This is a genomic window from uncultured Helicobacter sp., from assembly GCF_947367035.1.
Classification (GTDB): Bacteria; Campylobacterota; Campylobacteria; order Campylobacterales; family Helicobacteraceae; genus Helicobacter_D.
This window is the reverse complement of sequence record NZ_CANBCA010000035.1, coordinates 1-15,220: the sequence shown is the minus strand read 5'-3', so window position 1 is coordinate 15,220 and position 15,220 is coordinate 1. Positions and strand designations below refer to the sequence as shown.

General features: G+C 33.5%; 18 protein-coding genes and 1 pseudogene. All 19 read left to right on the top strand.

Annotated elements, in window-relative coordinates:
* A pseudogene (locus Q0Y61_RS08845) lies at window positions 1-433 on the top strand (chromosome partitioning protein ParB); the annotation flags it as partial.
* A 67-nt stretch (window positions 434-500) separates the two neighbouring features.
* A complete protein-coding gene (locus Q0Y61_RS08840; RefSeq protein ID WP_297814245.1) occupies window positions 501-926 on the top strand; it encodes a FoF1 ATP synthase subunit B' in 426 nt (141 codons plus the stop codon).
* Window positions 927-942: 16 nt separating this feature from the next.
* Complete coding sequence (locus Q0Y61_RS08835) at window positions 943-1,458, top strand: F0F1 ATP synthase subunit B (RefSeq protein ID WP_297814244.1); 516 nt, start codon at window positions 943-945, stop codon at window positions 1,456-1,458.
* Window positions 1,459-1,995 (top strand): F0F1 ATP synthase subunit delta, encoded by a 537-nt coding sequence (locus Q0Y61_RS08830; RefSeq protein WP_297814243.1) that lies wholly within the window; start codon window positions 1,459-1,461, stop codon window positions 1,993-1,995. It abuts the gene before it with no gap.
* Between the two features lie 20 nt (window positions 1,996-2,015).
* On the top strand, window positions 2,016-3,530 hold the full coding sequence (atpA, locus tag Q0Y61_RS08825; protein WP_297814242.1) for a F0F1 ATP synthase subunit alpha: 1,515 nt from the start codon (window positions 2,016-2,018) through the stop codon (window positions 3,528-3,530).
* A gap of 15 nt (window positions 3,531-3,545) precedes the next feature.
* Entirely contained in the window at window positions 3,546-4,433 is an 888-nt protein-coding gene (atpG, locus tag Q0Y61_RS08820; protein ID WP_297814241.1) for an ATP synthase F1 subunit gamma, read from the top strand.
* Between the two features lie 24 nt (window positions 4,434-4,457).
* Complete coding sequence (gene atpD / locus Q0Y61_RS08815) at window positions 4,458-5,861, top strand: F0F1 ATP synthase subunit beta (RefSeq protein WP_297814246.1); 1,404 nt, start codon at window positions 4,458-4,460, stop codon at window positions 5,859-5,861.
* A gap of 9 nt (window positions 5,862-5,870) precedes the next feature.
* On the top strand, window positions 5,871-6,263 hold the full coding sequence (gene atpC, locus Q0Y61_RS08810) for an ATP synthase F1 subunit epsilon (protein ID WP_297814240.1): 393 nt from the start codon (window positions 5,871-5,873) through the stop codon (window positions 6,261-6,263).
* Window positions 6,260-6,829 (top strand): MotA/TolQ/ExbB proton channel family protein, encoded by a 570-nt coding sequence (locus tag Q0Y61_RS08805; protein ID WP_297814239.1) that lies wholly within the window; start codon window positions 6,260-6,262, stop codon window positions 6,827-6,829. The genes atpC and Q0Y61_RS08805 overlap by 4 nt, the downstream gene beginning before the upstream one ends.
* Window positions 6,830-6,847: 18 nt before the next feature.
* Window positions 6,848-7,246 carry a biopolymer transporter ExbD gene (locus tag Q0Y61_RS08800; RefSeq protein ID WP_297814238.1) on the top strand — a complete coding sequence of 133 codons (399 nt, stop codon included), beginning with the start codon at window positions 6,848-6,850 and terminating at the stop codon, window positions 7,244-7,246.
* The gene (locus Q0Y61_RS08795; RefSeq protein ID WP_297814237.1) at window positions 7,239-7,982 is read left to right on the top strand and encodes an energy transducer TonB; all 744 of its coding nucleotides are present in this window, start codon (window positions 7,239-7,241) and stop codon (window positions 7,980-7,982) included. Before Q0Y61_RS08800 ends, Q0Y61_RS08795 begins: the two co-directional genes overlap by 8 nt.
* Window position 7,983: 1 nt before the next feature.
* Window positions 7,984-9,261, top strand: a complete 1,278-nt coding sequence (tolB, locus tag Q0Y61_RS08790) for a Tol-Pal system protein TolB (RefSeq protein WP_297814236.1) — start codon at window positions 7,984-7,986, stop codon at window positions 9,259-9,261.
* Between the two features lie 75 nt (window positions 9,262-9,336).
* On the top strand, window positions 9,337-9,861 hold the full coding sequence (locus Q0Y61_RS08785; RefSeq protein ID WP_297814235.1) for an OmpA family protein: 525 nt from the start codon (window positions 9,337-9,339) through the stop codon (window positions 9,859-9,861).
* 9 nt (window positions 9,862-9,870) lie between these two features.
* Window positions 9,871-10,968 carry a tetratricopeptide repeat protein gene (locus tag Q0Y61_RS08780; protein WP_297814234.1) on the top strand — a complete coding sequence of 366 codons (1,098 nt, stop codon included), beginning with the start codon at window positions 9,871-9,873 and terminating at the stop codon, window positions 10,966-10,968.
* A gap of 33 nt (window positions 10,969-11,001) precedes the next feature.
* Window positions 11,002-11,517 (top strand): peptidylprolyl isomerase, encoded by a 516-nt coding sequence (locus Q0Y61_RS08775; RefSeq protein ID WP_297814233.1) that lies wholly within the window; start codon window positions 11,002-11,004, stop codon window positions 11,515-11,517.
* A gap of 20 nt (window positions 11,518-11,537) precedes the next feature.
* Window positions 11,538-12,701: a tRNA pseudouridine(13) synthase TruD gene (truD, locus tag Q0Y61_RS08770; RefSeq protein ID WP_297814232.1), complete on the top strand. Its 1,164-nt coding sequence runs from the start codon at window positions 11,538-11,540 to the stop codon at window positions 12,699-12,701.
* Window positions 12,702-12,735: 34 nt separating this feature from the next.
* Window positions 12,736-13,659 carry a zinc metalloprotease HtpX gene (gene htpX, locus Q0Y61_RS08765; RefSeq protein ID WP_297814231.1) on the top strand — a complete coding sequence of 308 codons (924 nt, stop codon included), beginning with the start codon at window positions 12,736-12,738 and terminating at the stop codon, window positions 13,657-13,659.
* Between the two features lie 9 nt (window positions 13,660-13,668).
* Window positions 13,669-14,232 (top strand): GTP cyclohydrolase I FolE, encoded by a 564-nt coding sequence (gene folE, locus Q0Y61_RS08760; protein ID WP_297814230.1) that lies wholly within the window; start codon window positions 13,669-13,671, stop codon window positions 14,230-14,232.
* A 24-nt stretch (window positions 14,233-14,256) separates the two neighbouring features.
* The coding region (locus tag Q0Y61_RS08755; protein WP_297814229.1) for an FkbM family methyltransferase at window positions 14,257-15,220 on the top strand (964 nt) is incomplete at its 3' end.

Sequence of the window (15,220 nt, the reverse complement as noted above, 5' to 3'; positions counted from 1 at the left end):
TGCAAAACGGCTTTCAAAATCTCGCACACAAATCACTAATACTTTAAGACTTTTGGAATTGAGTAAAGAGGTGCAAACTATGATTTTAGAAAATAAAATTTCTCAGGGACACGCAAAGGTGCTTGTAACATTACCAAAAAATGAACAAGGATTAATTGCAAATTCTATTGTTGGTCAGAAGTTGAGTGTGCATGAGACGGAAAAAATTGTCAAAAAATTTAAAGAAGATGCTAAAAATTCTAAACCCTTGAATAAAGAGAATAATTTAACGTTGCTAAATTATGATTCTATGACTACGCTTAAAAAAGTTTGTAAAAAATTACAATCACAATCTATCAAAGCTAATTTATTAAAAAATAAGCTGATTGTAGAGTTTAGTAACGACAAGGAGGTGGAAAAGTTCAGTAAAATTTTATCAAATAATAGTTTTTAAGAGAAACTTAGAAAAAGTCGTGATAAAATAAAATGTATTTCAGATAATTTTAAAGAAAGGAGTCCAAATGACTATTATCCCAACTCCTTGGGTAATGGCACTGGTTTTTGTTGTTTTTCTGATTCTGGTTTATTTACTAAATCGCATACTCTATAAGCCTTTACTTAGTTTTATGGATACACGTGATGCTTCTATTAAAAGAGATAGTGAAGGAATAGAAGGGAATACAACAGATATTAAGGCTTTACAAAAAGAAGCGAATGAGATTTTACAAGTTGCTAAGCAAGAGGCTACTTTGATTAAAAACAAAGCACAAGATAGTGCAAAACAGACTGCTGAAGTAAAAATTTCTCAAAAAAAAGATGAATTAGCACAAAAGTATAATGCATTTACTATGAGCTTAGAAGAAGAAAAAGTTAGATTAAAAGCTTCTTTAGAATCGCAAATTCCGGTTTTTAGAGAAAGTTTAAAAGCAAAACTTCAAAAGATATAAAGGGGGAGGGTGAATAATGAAAAAAAATAGTATTTATCTTTTGGCTTTGTTTACTCCATACATGCTTTTTGCTTCTGGAGGAGAAGGAGAGTATGATATTATTGAACGAACAATCAATTTTGTGATATTTTTTGCTTTAATTTATTATTTTGCAGGAAATGCAATTAAAGATATCTTTAAAGCACGTAGAGATAATATCGCAAATTCGTTAGCAAAGATTCAAGAAAAATTACAAGATTCTAAAAAAGCAAAGCAAAAAGCTCTTAACGAGCTAGAAGAGGCTAAAAAAACTGCAAAAGATATTGTGGAAGCTGCTCATAAAGAATCTGCGATTCTTGTCCAAAAAATTGAGGAAAATACAAAAGCTGAACTTGAAAATTTGGTGCGTCAATATAATGAACATATTGCTTTTGAACAAAGAAAAGCGGAAAAGCTTATTGTAGATGAAATCCTATCTGAATTTTTGAATAAAGATTCTATTTCTTTGAGCAAAGATGTTTTAATGCAATCTTTACTTAAAAAGGCGGCATAAATGAAAGATTTAATTGCAAAACGATATATTAAGGCATTGGCTAAAACTGCTTCCGATATTGAACTAAAAGAAATTGCAGAATCTTTAAGTAAGCTTGCAGGGGCTTATAAAATTACAAAATTTAGAGAAATTGTAGAATCCCCCTATGTTGAAGAAAAGCAAAAGACCGAATTCATTTTAGGGAATATTTTGGATAATAATTTTAATAAAAAGTTTGCTAATTTTATAAAAGTTTTGGCAGAACATAAGCGTTTAGATTTATTTGAGGAGCTTTATAATGAGTTATCTTCCTATCTAGCTACTCTCAATAAAGAATATATTGCACAACTAATTGTCGGTGAAAGTTACAATGAAGATGTTTTGAAAGAAATTGAAAACAAATTTAGTAAAAAATTAGGTGTCAATCTTTTGCTGAAGCAACAAATTGTAGCCAATAGCGGGATTAAGTTGATAGTAGAGGATTTGGGCGTTGAGGTTTCTTTTTCTCAAGAAAAATTTGTAAATGATTTAAAAAGTCATATTCTAAAAGCATTTTAAATTTCAAATAAGGAGTAATAGTGGTAGCAAAATTACAAGCAGATGAAATTAGTTCAATTATTAAAGAAAGGATTGATAATTTTGAACTTGATTTAAATATTTCCGAAACAGGTAAAGTGATTGCGTATGCAGATGGTGTTGCAAAAGTTTATGGACTTAAAAATGCAATGAGTTATGAAATGGTTGAGTTTGAAACGGGCGATAAAGGTTTAGCATCAAGCTTAGAAGAAGGCAGTGTGGGTGTCGTTGTTTTGGGCGCGGGTAAAGAAATCAAAGAAGGTTCTTCTGTGAAACGACTTGGAAAACTTTTACGTGTTCCTGTTGGTGATAGTTTAATGGGTCGTGTGGTAAATGCACTTGGGGAGTCTATTGATGGTAAAGGGGCAATTGAAGCAAAAGAATATCGCTTTATGGAAGAAAAAGCACCAGGTATTATGGCTAGAAAATCAGTGCATGAACCACTCCAAACGGGTTTAAAAGCAATTGATGCTCTTGTGCCAATTGGACGCGGACAAAGAGAATTGATTATTGGCGACCGACAAACAGGCAAAACAACGGTTGCAATTGATACTATTATTAATCAAAAAGGACAAGATGTTGTTTGTATCTATGTAGCAATTGGTCAAAAAGAATCTACTGTTGCACAAGTAGTAAGAAAGTTAGAAGAACATGGGGCAATGGAATATACAATTATTGTGAATGCTCCAGCTTCAGATTCTGCTGCTATGCAGTATCTTGCACCTTATGCTGGTGTGACAATGGGAGAATATTTTAGAGACAATGGTAGGCATGCACTCATTGTTTATGATGATTTGAGCAAACATGCTGTGGCTTATCGTGAAATGTCTTTAATTCTTAGACGCCCTCCTGGTCGTGAGGCATTTCCTGGTGATGTTTTTTACTTGCATTCAAGGTTATTAGAGCGTGCGGCTAAGGTTAATGATGAGTTAGGAGCAGGTTCTCTTACTGCTTTACCAATTATTGAGACACAAGCAGGAGATGTTGCAGCTTATATTCCAACAAATGTTATTTCCATTACAGATGGTCAGATTTTTTTAGAAACAGATTTATTTAACTCTGGGATTCGTCCAGCAATTAACGTAGGGTTATCTGTTTCTCGCGTTGGTGGTGCTGCCCAAATTAAGGCAACTAAACAAGTGTCTGGAACTTTAAGACTAGACTTAGCGCAGTATCGTGAGTTACAAGCCTTTGCTCAATTCGCTTCTGATTTAGATGAATCAAGTAGAAAGCAGTTGGATAGGGGACAAAGAATGGTAGAAGTGTTAAAGCAACCGCCTTATTCTCCATTACCAATTGAGCGCCAGGTAGTAATTATTTTTGCAGGTGCTAGGGGCTATATGGACGATATAGCAGTAGCCAATATCACAAAATTTGAAGCTAATTTATATCCATTTTTAGAAGCAAAATATCCGCAAATTTTTGAAGATATTCGTTCCAAAAAAATGTTAGATAAGGATATTGAAGAAACTCTTTGTAAAGCATTGGAAGAATTCAAATCTAGTTTTACGGTCTAAAACAGGGAGTTTGTTATGGGAAACAACCTAAAAGATATTAGAAAGCAAATTTCAAGTGTTCTCAATACACAAAAGACTACGCGTGCAATGAAGCTTGTTTCTACTTCTAAATTGAAAAAAGCTGATGAAATGGCAAGGCGTTCTAAAATGTATGCTAATAAAATTGTAGAAGTTTTATCAGAGATTAAAGCAAAAGTTGCAAGTGGTGAAAATATGCAAGATAGCCTTTATTTTACTAAAGGAAATGAAGAATCTAAACTTGTGGATATTGTATTGGTTACAGCAGATAAAGGTTTGTGTGGTGGATTCAACATCAATACCATCAAAGAAGTTAATCGCATTATTGCGGAACATAAAGTTAAGAATATGAAAGTACGCTTACGTGTGATTGGTAAGAAAGCGGTAGAATATTATAAATTTAATGAAATTGAAGTCTTAGATAGCGTGGTAGGTTTAAGTGCTACACCACAATATGCGCAAGCCGCAGAGTTTATTGGTAAAGCAGTTGCAGATTATCTTAGTGGTATCACTTTTAAAGTAATATTAGTGCATAATGGATTTAAAAATATGATTTCGCAAGAAATGAAAGTCTCGCAACTTCTACCTATTGAGGGAATTATTTTACCAGAAGAACATTCTTCAATTTTGGAAATAGAACCAAATGAACAGGAAAATGAGATTTTACAAGAGTTGGCAAGTAAATATGTTGAATTTAGTATGTATTATGCGCTTGTAGATTCTTTAGCAGCAGAACATAGTGCGCGTATGCAAGCAATGGACGCGGCGACAAATAATGCAGGGGAATTGGCAAAAACTCTTACAATTGCTTATAATAAAGCAAGACAAGAGGCAATCACAACAGAGCTAGTTGAAATTAATACTGGCGTTGAATCAATGAAATAAGGAGTATATTAAATGTCGGAAAATATGGTAGGAAAAATTATTCAAGTAATGGGTCCTGTTGTAGATGTAGATTTTGATTCTTATCTACCAGCAATTAATGAAGCGTTGGATATTGACTTCGTGGTAGATGGAAGAAGTCATAAGTTAGTTTTAGAAGTTGCGGCACATATTGGAGATAATAGAGTGCGTGCTATCGCAATGGATATGACAGAAGGTCTTATTAGGGGGGAAAAAGTTGTCGCTAGGGGCAATCCAATCACAGTTCCGGTAGGAGAAGTAGTTTTAGGAAGAATCTTTAATGTGATTGGTGAAGTAGTAGATGGTGGAGAAGAATTAAAAAATCCAGAAAAATGGTCTATTCATAGAACGGCACCAAGCTTTGAGGATCAAAGCACGAAAACAGAAATGTTTGAAACAGGTATTAAGGTTGTGGATTTGCTTGCACCTTATTCTAAAGGTGGTAAAGTTGGTCTCTTTGGTGGTGCTGGAGTTGGAAAGACGGTTGTTATTATGGAGCTTATCCACAATGTTGCTTTTAAACATAGCGGTTATTCTGTGTTTGCAGGTGTTGGAGAAAGAACACGTGAAGGAAACGACCTTTATCACGAGATGAAAGAATCAGGAGTATTAGATAAAGTTGCTTTATGTTATGGTCAAATGAATGAACCACCAGGAGCAAGAAATAGGATTGCATTTACAGGTTTGACAATGGCGGAGTATTTCCGTGATGAAAAAGGATTAGATGTATTAATGTTTATTGATAATATATTCCGTTATGCACAATCTGGAGCAGAGATGTCAGCACTTCTTGGTAGGATTCCATCTGCGGTAGGTTATCAACCAACGTTAGCAAGTGAAATGGGTAAATTGCAAGAACGCATTACTTCTACTAAAAAAGGTTCTATTACTTCTGTTCAAGCTGTTTATGTGCCAGCAGATGACCTAACTGACCCAGCACCAGCTTCCGTATTTGCTCACCTTGATGCAACAACGGTTTTGAATAGAAAAATTGCTGAAAAAGGGATTTATCCAGCTGTTGATCCACTGGATTCTACTTCAAGAATCTTAGATCCTCAAGTAGTAGGCGAAGAACATTATAGGGTGGCAACAAGCGTGCAACAAGTGCTTCAGAAATATAAAGATTTACAAGATATTATTGCTATTTTGGGTATGGATGAACTTTCAGAAGAAGATAAAAAAGTTGTTGAGAGGGCGAGAAAAATTGAAAAGTTTTTATCCCAACCTTTCTTTGTTGCAGAGGTATTTACTGGAAGTCCGGGTAAATATGTTACTCTCCAAGAAACTTTGGAAGGCTTTAAAGGCATCTTAGAGGGTAAATATGACCATATTCCAGAAAATGCATTCTATATGGTTGGCAATATTAATGAGGTCCTTGAAAAAGCGGAGAAAATGAAAGCTAATGCCTAAGGAGCTTTAATGGAAACCTTGAAATTAGATATTGTTACTCCTGAAGGTAAGATTTTTTCCAATAATGTAAAAAGTGTTACTCTTCCAGGTAGCGAGGGTGAATTTGGTGTTTTGCCTGGACACGTTGAAATTGTAACTACGCTTAATACTGGTGTCATTGAGATTGAAAAAGAAGACAATAAAAAAGAAATTGTTGCCATTAATTGGGGCTATGCAAAAGCAAATGAAACAAGTGTTGATGTCCTAGCTGAAGGTGCAGTGGATATTAATGGGGATAGTGAAAGTGAAATTGCTCAAGCTATTGCAAATGCAAGGAAGCTTTTAGAAGAATCAACAGACAATAATGTTGCAGTTTCAATGGTGGTTTCTCGTATTGAAACTGCGGCAAAGAGTTCTTTGTGATTTCTACAACATTGCTAGATAACTATGGACTTGTGGCTATAGTTGTCCTAGGTTGGCTCTCTTTATACTTTATCTTCGTTATTTGGGTTTTTCTTTATCGCTATTTTTCTTTGAGTATGGCATTAAATAACGAAAAGAAGTGTCTTGAAATTTTGCTAAATGGGCGAAATACCTTACCCAAAAGCTCTCTTTTGGGTTCTAACCTTATTGGAATTGATAAAAAATTGACCGAACCTATGTTGCAGTATTCATTGGATAAGGCTATTAAAGATGCAACAATTGGCTTGACTTTTCTTGCAATTGTAGCTTCTACAGCACCATTTATCGGCTTGTTTGGGACGGTTGTGGAGATTCTAGAAGCTTTTTCTAAACTAGGAACAAATTCTAAAGCAACTTTGGACGTTATAGCTCCAGTTATTTCAAAGGCACTTGTTGCAACAGCGGCAGGGATTTTAACTGCGATTCCAGCTTATTCTTTTAATCTATTTTTAAAGCGCAAGGTCTTTGAATTGAATACTTATCTACAATTGCAAATTAATGTATTAATTTCCCCTAAAATAGATTGATAAAATTTAAGGCACAATGTGAAAGCGAATTATAATTGGGATGAAACACCAGATTTAAATATCACTCCATTGGTAGATATAATGCTTGTGCTCTTAGCGATTCTTATGGTAACTGCCCCTGTGATAGTTTATCAAGAAGAAATTTCTCTTCCGCAAGGTTCAAAAAGTGCAAAAATGCAAGAGGATTCTAAAATTGAAATTCGTGTAGATTTAAAACGCAATATTTATCTTAAAGATGATATTTTAACTTTTGATAGTTTTCCTGATGCATTTATTATGTTTGCTAATGCTTATGATAAAAATACACAAGTCTATATTAGAGCGGATAAGAATCTTAAATATAATGATGTAATTTATGTATTAAAAATTACAAAGCAAACAGGTTTTACAAGGGTTTCACTCGTTACTGATGGTTAATAAAATTTTTTTATTTCTTACAAGTGGTGGAATTGCTGTTTTTAGCTATATATTAATGATTACATTGTTGATTTGGCAATTTAATGTAACACAAAAGCCCCCTAAAGCTTATACTACTTATAAAGAAACAACTTTTAGCATTGATTTAATCGAAGAAATCCAACCAAAAAATATTACGAAAATTGCTCAAAAAAAAGTTGAAAAAAAAGTTGAAAATATGCCTATTAAAAAAGAAAGTGCTTCCAAAACAGCCAATATTGGAACAGGCATTAATGAACTTTTTAAACAAATTGATTCTAAAATGCCTATTAAGAAAGAAGCTTTGAAACCACAAAGTGAAAATGATAAAATTGCCAAAAAGAAAAAAGCACAAGAAAGCCATCAAAGCGAACATTTAAATAGCGAATTAGAAAAAATTATGGCTAATTTAGATACTCAAAAAACCTTGAATTTTGTTACCCCAAAGGGTGAGTATAATGAATTTTATGCTAAAGTGCAAGAAATTTTGACTCAAAATTGGAATCCTATTCGCACTTCACAAGAACACAAAGCTGAAGTGCAAATTAGCATTAATGCGTTTGGAAAGTTTTCTTATTCAATCATTCAATTATCTGGAAATTTAGATTTTGATAAAGCATTACAAGAGTTTTTAGATATAATGCGCACTCAAGAATTTCCACGCTTTGAAGGTGGAGAACAGACCAATATTATGGTAACTTTTAAAACTGAGGTGTAAGATGAAAAAAATCTATCTTTTGCTGCTTTGTATTAGTTTTGCATTTGCAGAACCAATTGATGCAACACTAGAAGTTGTGAAGAAGTTTGGGAATCTCCCTAATATTTTAGTGCAAAATACAGGTAAAGAATATTCGCAAAGAGAATATAGCCAAAGAATCTTTAAAATGTTAATTGCAGATTTAAAAGTAACAGGACATTTTGCGACACAAGAATCACCAGAAGTTATCTCAAGTGCAATGGTGTTAAATTTTGATGAATATCGTAAGAGTAAAATTGACTTAATTGCTCGTGTGAGTGCTGAAGTAGCCCAAGAAAAATTAGAAGCGAAGTTGCAGCTTTATGATGCTAATACTGGCTTATTGGCTTTAAGCAAAGAATACAGAAGCGCAGAGACAGAATCTTATCCGTTTTTGGCTCATAAAATGGCGATGGATATTAATGACTATATTAAGGCACCCAAAGTAGATTGGATGGAGAAAATGGTTATTTTATCTCGCTATACAATACCAGGTGAAAGTGAAATTTTAACAAGTGATTACACTTTAACTTATAAAAAGAAAATAATTAGTGGCGGGTTAAATATTTTTCCTAAATGGGCAAACGAATCGCAAAGTTCTTTTTATTATACAAAATACTTAGATAAACCAACACTTTTTAAATTTGATTTGATAACTGGACAAAATCAAAAAATTTTAGATAGTGAAGGGATGCTAGTCGCTTCAGATGTTAGTCGTGATTCTACTAAGTTGCTTCTTACAATGGCTCCTAATGCACAAGCAGATATTTTTCTTTATGATGTGCCAAGTGGGAAAGTTACTAGACTGACAAAATATAGCGGTATTGATGTGAGTGGAAATTTTATAGAAGATGAAAGTAGAGTGATGTTTATTTCTGACCGCTTAGGTTATCCTAATGTTTTTGCGATTCCATTAAGCGGAGAAGTCAGTGGGGCTGTAGAGCAAATGGTTTATCACGGGCGTAACAATAATGCAGCAAGTGCGCATGGTAATTATATTGTTTATTCTAGTCGTGAAACGAGTGATGAATTTAATCGCAATACTTTTAACCTCTATTTAGTTTCTACTAAAAGTGATTTTATTCGTCGTTTAAGTGCAAATGGTGTGAATCAATTGCCTCGTTTTTCAAAAGACGGTGAAACGATTATGTATATTAAACACGAGGGAAATCAAAGCGCACTCGGGATTATTCGTTTGAATTACAATAAGACTTTGCTTTTTCCATTAAGTGGTAGCACAATCCAATCTATGGATTGGTAAAACAGAGATTTTATTCTAAATTACATTTTTTTTGGTATAATATCGCATTTTTTAATTAAAATATAGGGAGTAGAAATGAAAAAATTTCTAGTTTTAGGCTCATTAGTAGCCGCATTATTGGTAACAGGTTGTAGTGAAAAAAGCAATGTAGAATCTGACGCGAATATGAAAAGTGGCAGATATTATGATGGTGATGGAAGTGGTTACGATTATAATAGAGATAATTTTGTAAGCCTTGACGAGAGAATCAGCTATGTAGAAGATGGCTTAAGAAATATCTTTTTTAATTTTGACCAATTTACAATTCGTCCAGATATGCAGACAGTTGTAGATAGAGATGCTAGGATCTTGACTTCTATTTCTGCTGGCACTTTGAGTGTTAGAATTGAAGGAAATACAGATGAATGGGGAACAGATGAGTATAATTACGCATTAGGGTTAAAAAGAGCTGTTGCAGTCAAAAACGCATTAGTTGCACAAGGTGTTCAAGAAAACAGAACTACGCTTGTAAGTTATGGCGAAAGTAAGCCAACCTGCACTGCTAAAACAAGAGAGTGTTGGGCTGAAAACAGAAAAGTAACTTTTAAAATGTTGCCATAAGGTTTAGTGTTGCAAAAAATCATTGCTTCAAGTTTATTGATAGCTAGTTTTGTGCTTGGGCAAGAACCATCAGCTTTTAATGCTGGTGGAAGTGTTCCACAGAAGAGCGAATCACAAATTATAAATGAAAAACTTTTTAATCTTTCTAATAAAGTCCAAATGATAGAAGAATCACAAGAGGGTTTAAAAAGTATTTTTGAGGGGCAAATCCAAAGAATACAAGGCTTTACCAATAAGATTGACTTTGTTCAGGGTGAAAATAACACTACGATGACTGAAATTAAAAAGCACGTAGATTCTAATTTTGCATTACAGAATGAAAATATTGATAAATTAAAAAATAGTATTTCTGCATTAGGGGCTTTAATTCAAAAGACAAATACTCAAATGCAAGATGAAATAAATGAACTAAAAGAGCAGATTGCTACTTTAAAGAGCAATGCTGTGAAAGAAACTAAAGCAAAAGATGTTGGTGCAGCTGATACAAAGGCTAAAAAAGTATTAAAAGAAGAATCAGAAAAAAATTCTAATAAGGAAGTCGTGATAACTAATGCAAAAATTAATTCAGTCATTGCAAACTTGGAAAGCAATAGCACACAAGTAAAGACTTTAGAAGCAAATCTTAATAAAAGTAATTCAACTAAATCCAAAGAAATCTCTGCTTTAAATGACAACGATAAAGAGCAAAAAGAATCTAAAGTGGAGCAAGCTCAAAACAATACAACAAAATCTAAAGTTAATCTAAAAGATAAGAAATTATCAGAAGTTTTTAAAGAAGGTGAAGAGTTTTTAAAGAGTAAAAACTATGAATTGGCAGATGAATATTTACAATTTGCTGTAAAAGGAAACTATAAACCAGCACGTGGAAATTATTTATTAGGAGAAGTTGCTTTTGCACAGCAACGTTATGAAGATGCTATTTATTACTACAAAACTAGTGCTACACGTTATGATAAAGCGGACTATATGCCACGTTTAATGTTAAATAGTGCAAAATCATTTAATGCTATTAAAGAAAAGGATAATGCAAAACGCTTTTTAGAAACGCTTATTTCGTTATATCCTAAATCTAATGAAGCTAAAGAAGCTAAAAAACTTTTAAAGTAATTTAATTCATCTAAACCGATAAGGAGAAAAATAATGATAGAAAATAATCAAGTGGTAAGTATTGAATATGAAGTAAAAGAAAATGGAACAAATGATATTTTAGATTCCAATATTGGTGGTAAGCCACTAGAATTTATTATGGGGGCAGGTGAGGTTATTAAGGGCTTAGAGGAAGCAGTCGCTCAAATGTCTGTTGGCGATAAACAAGAAGTGATTATTGCTCCGATAAATGCCTATGGTGAGTATTTTTCTGATTATGTGCAAGAAGTGCCAAGAGATCAATTCGTTGGCATTGATTTACAGCAGGGTATGACATTATTTGGTCAGGGTGAGAATGGAGAAACCGTCCAAGTTATTGTGAAAGATTTTAATGATGAAGTGGTCATTGTAGATTATAATCACCCATTAGCAGGAAAAGAATTGCATTTTGTTGTTACGATTTTAAGTTCTCGTGAGGCAACAGATAAGGAATTAACTTGCGGATTACATCATCAAGAACATCATCATAATGAAGGTGGTGGATGCTGTGGTAGCTGCGGTTGTCATTAAATTTTGCGTTTTAGTGATTGATGAATCTTTCGTTTGCCTATACGCATTCCCAAATAATATTTTACTTCAAACAAAGTCCGCGTGATTTTGTTGTTGAAGAAGTGCCCCTTTATGCTTTTAGTGGAGAAGGGGCGCATTTGATTTTAAAATTACGTAAAAAATCCCTTACAACCTTTGAATTATTAAAGATTCTTTCTGCACATTTAGGTATTAAAGAAAATGAAATAGGTTATGCGGGATTAAAGGATAAAAATGCTTTGAGTATTCAACACATTAGTTTACCAAAACATTTAATAAAAACCCCAATAGAGTCCTTGAATCACCCAAAAATTAAAATCTTAAGCACAACTTATCATCATAACAAAATTAAACTTGGTCATCTCAAGGGTAATAAATTTTTTATTCGTTTAAAAAAAATAGATAAGTTAAATTCTCAAAAAATAGCGGAAGTATGCAAGAAAATTGCTCAATTTGGAATCCCAAATTATTTTGGTTACCAAAGATTTGGCAATGAAAATAATAATTATCAATTAGGTTTGGAGATTGTAGAAAATAAGCGAAAAATACGTAATAAAAAATTACAAAATTTTTTTATTAGTGCCTATCAAAGCTATCTCTTTAATTCGTGGCTTTCTCTACGTATTGATATTTCTCACCTTATCGCAAATACTGATTCCAATTCATTATATAAAGCTCTCAAAATTTATCTTTCTTGTGATGAGATTCCTAATAGGTTTAATGATGTGATTTATTGTAAAAAACTCAAGAATCAACCCCATTTCTTTAAACTTTTTTATGGAGATTGTTTATGCCATTATCCTTTTGGAAAAAATTTTATTTTAGATGAAACGAGTGATTTAATAGCAGAATCTAAACGTTTTATACAAAAAAACATTGCAGTTACAGGACTTTTAAGCGGGGCAAGGGCAATGATTGGCAAAGAAGAAGCAGGATTTTTTGAATCCAAATTTTTGGATTCTAGAATTAGAAATGTAGGGCAAAGACGTTATGCTTGGATTTTTCCAGAAAATTTAAGTTTTAATTACAAAGAGCAAGAAGCACAAGGCGAGATAGAATTTTATCTCCCAAGGGGTGCTTATGCGACTAATTTGCTACGCGAAATAGCACATTGTGAAATTATAGAAACTGCTAAAGAAGCGGAATCTTATGAAATTGAAATTTAACTTTTATTTATTCTAGCAGAACAAAGGGAGTCAAATGTTTGATAAAATTATCAAAGAAAATCAATTTAAAACAAAATGTGTCATTGCAATTTATCTATTAATTTTTGTTTTGATTGGCTTACTTGTAGATATTGTGCGCATTAATGCTTCAGATTTAAGCGAAGGGTTTTATCAGCTTTTAAGCTTGAGGGAATTTCCTGTGGTTACTTGTGCTTTATTGTTGATTGCTGTGTTGATTGTTTCGTTTACGATTCGTAATTTTAAAGGTATTTTGCTAAGCGGGAATGAATATAAAGAGATTATTGATGGTAGAGAAGCTAATGCTCAAGAGAGAGAATTAAGCAAAATTTTAGATGAGTTAGTTGAAGTGGCTCATCTCCCATTTCGTCCTAAACTTTTTCTAATGGAAGCACCTTTTATGAACGCTTTTGCGAGTGGGTGGAAAGCAGAAAACTCACTGATTGCGGTTACAACTACGCTTGTGAAAAACCTAACGCGTCAAGAGCTTAAAGCGGTGATGGCACACGAACTAAGCCATATTAGGCACGGAGATATTCGCCTTACTTTAATGGTAGGTGTATTAAGTAACATTATGCTTTTAGTGGTAAATTATGGTGTATATTTATTTTTAGGCAATTCACGCGAAAGGGGAGCAAATCTTGCGCGCACGATTCTCGTTGTCTTGCAATTTGTTTTGCCACTGCTTACATTAGTCTTACAAATGTTTTTAAGTCGTTCTCGTGAATATATGGCAGATTCTGGTGCAGCCTATCTAATGAATGATAGCACACCGATGGTTTTAGCATTACAAAAAATTAGCAACAATTATACACAATCCGACTTTTCACAAAGCGATACAAATCCTACCCGTTCTGCTCTTTATATTTTTAATCCTAGTGAAATGTTTAGCACACACCCAAGTATTGAGAATCGTATTAAAGCTTTATTGCAAAAGTAAAGGAATTTTATGAAAAAAGAAATGAAGAATCACATAGAAGAAAATATCCGTGAAATATTTGATTATATCGGTGAGAATAGACAGCGAGAGGGATTATTAGAAACCCCAACACGAGTGTTAAAAAGCTGGGAACATCTTTATAGTGGATATAAAAGCAATCCTAAAGAAATTTTGGGTAAAGTCTTTGCCGATGGCGCTTGCGATGAAATGGTGGTGCTTAAAAATATTGAATTTTACTCTGTTTGTGAGCACCATTTATTGCCATTTTTTGGTAAAATTTCTATTGGTTACATTCCAGATTCCAAAGTCGTTGGAATCTCAAAGTTAGCGCGTTTAGTAGAGGTGTATTCTAGACGTTTGCAAATCCAAGAAAAGATGACTGCACAGATTGCAGATACATTGATGGAAGTTTTACAACCTAAAGGCGTAATGGTGGTTGCAGAAGCGAAACATATGTGTATGGTAATGCGTGGCGTGGAAAAGCAGGATAGTTTAATGCTAACAAGTGCAATTCGTGGATTATTTAAAAGCGACCATAGGACGCGTGAGGAATTTATGGGGCATATCCGCTAGTAATGAAATCATAAGGAGAAAGAAATGGAAAAAGAAAAAATTGTTACATTGGAATTACAAGATGAGGATATTTCTTATCAGATGTATTTGCCATTCAAGGAGACAGATTATATCCAAAAGTTAGTTTGGAATACCAAAGTTCCCTATGAATACGAAATGCTCCAAGCAATGCTTACAAGGATCCCTAGAGATTCTTTAGTTTTGGATATTGGAATGAATATCGCAAACCATTCTTTATTTTTTGCAGCAAATGGATTGAGAGTAATGGGTTTTGAAGCAAATCCTAAAATGTCTGAAATTGCTAAGAAAAGCATTGCTCTTAATGGTTTTGAGGAGAGGATTTTAGTCTATGAGTTTGGCTTGTCGGATAAAGAAGAGATAATGCACTATGCTAGAGAGATTCCAAACAATTATGGGGGAATGTCCTTAAGCAAGGGAAAATCTACTAGTGGGGAGGGGATTCTTTGCAAGACTTTGGATAGTTTAAAAATACAAGAGAAAATTTCTGCAATTAAAATAGATGTAGAGGGTATGGAATCACGTGTGCTAAAAGGTGCGCGTGCATTAATAATGAAAAATCGTCCCATTATTTATGCGGAGGCAAATTATGCACAAGATTTTGTCAAGCTAGAACGAGCATTAGAAACTATGGATTATGTGCATTGGGATACTTTTGGAAGTTCGCCTACACATTTATATTTGCCACTAGAGCAAGTGAGTGAAAAACAGATTCTTGCCAAAAATGCTGCTAAAATGACATTTCAAGGACTTCATTATACAGGTTACAGGCATCGTAATTGGACAACTAATATTTTAGAAAAGATAGACAAAGAAGCTACAAAGCATACAATCACATTAGAATCAATTTCTGAAACAATCCAAAATAAACAAGAGAATACTTTGCATAAAATTTTATTTTCCACAGCAGTCAATAGAACCCAATCCCATCTTAGCTATCAACTAGGACAAATCTTGATTAAAGATTCTA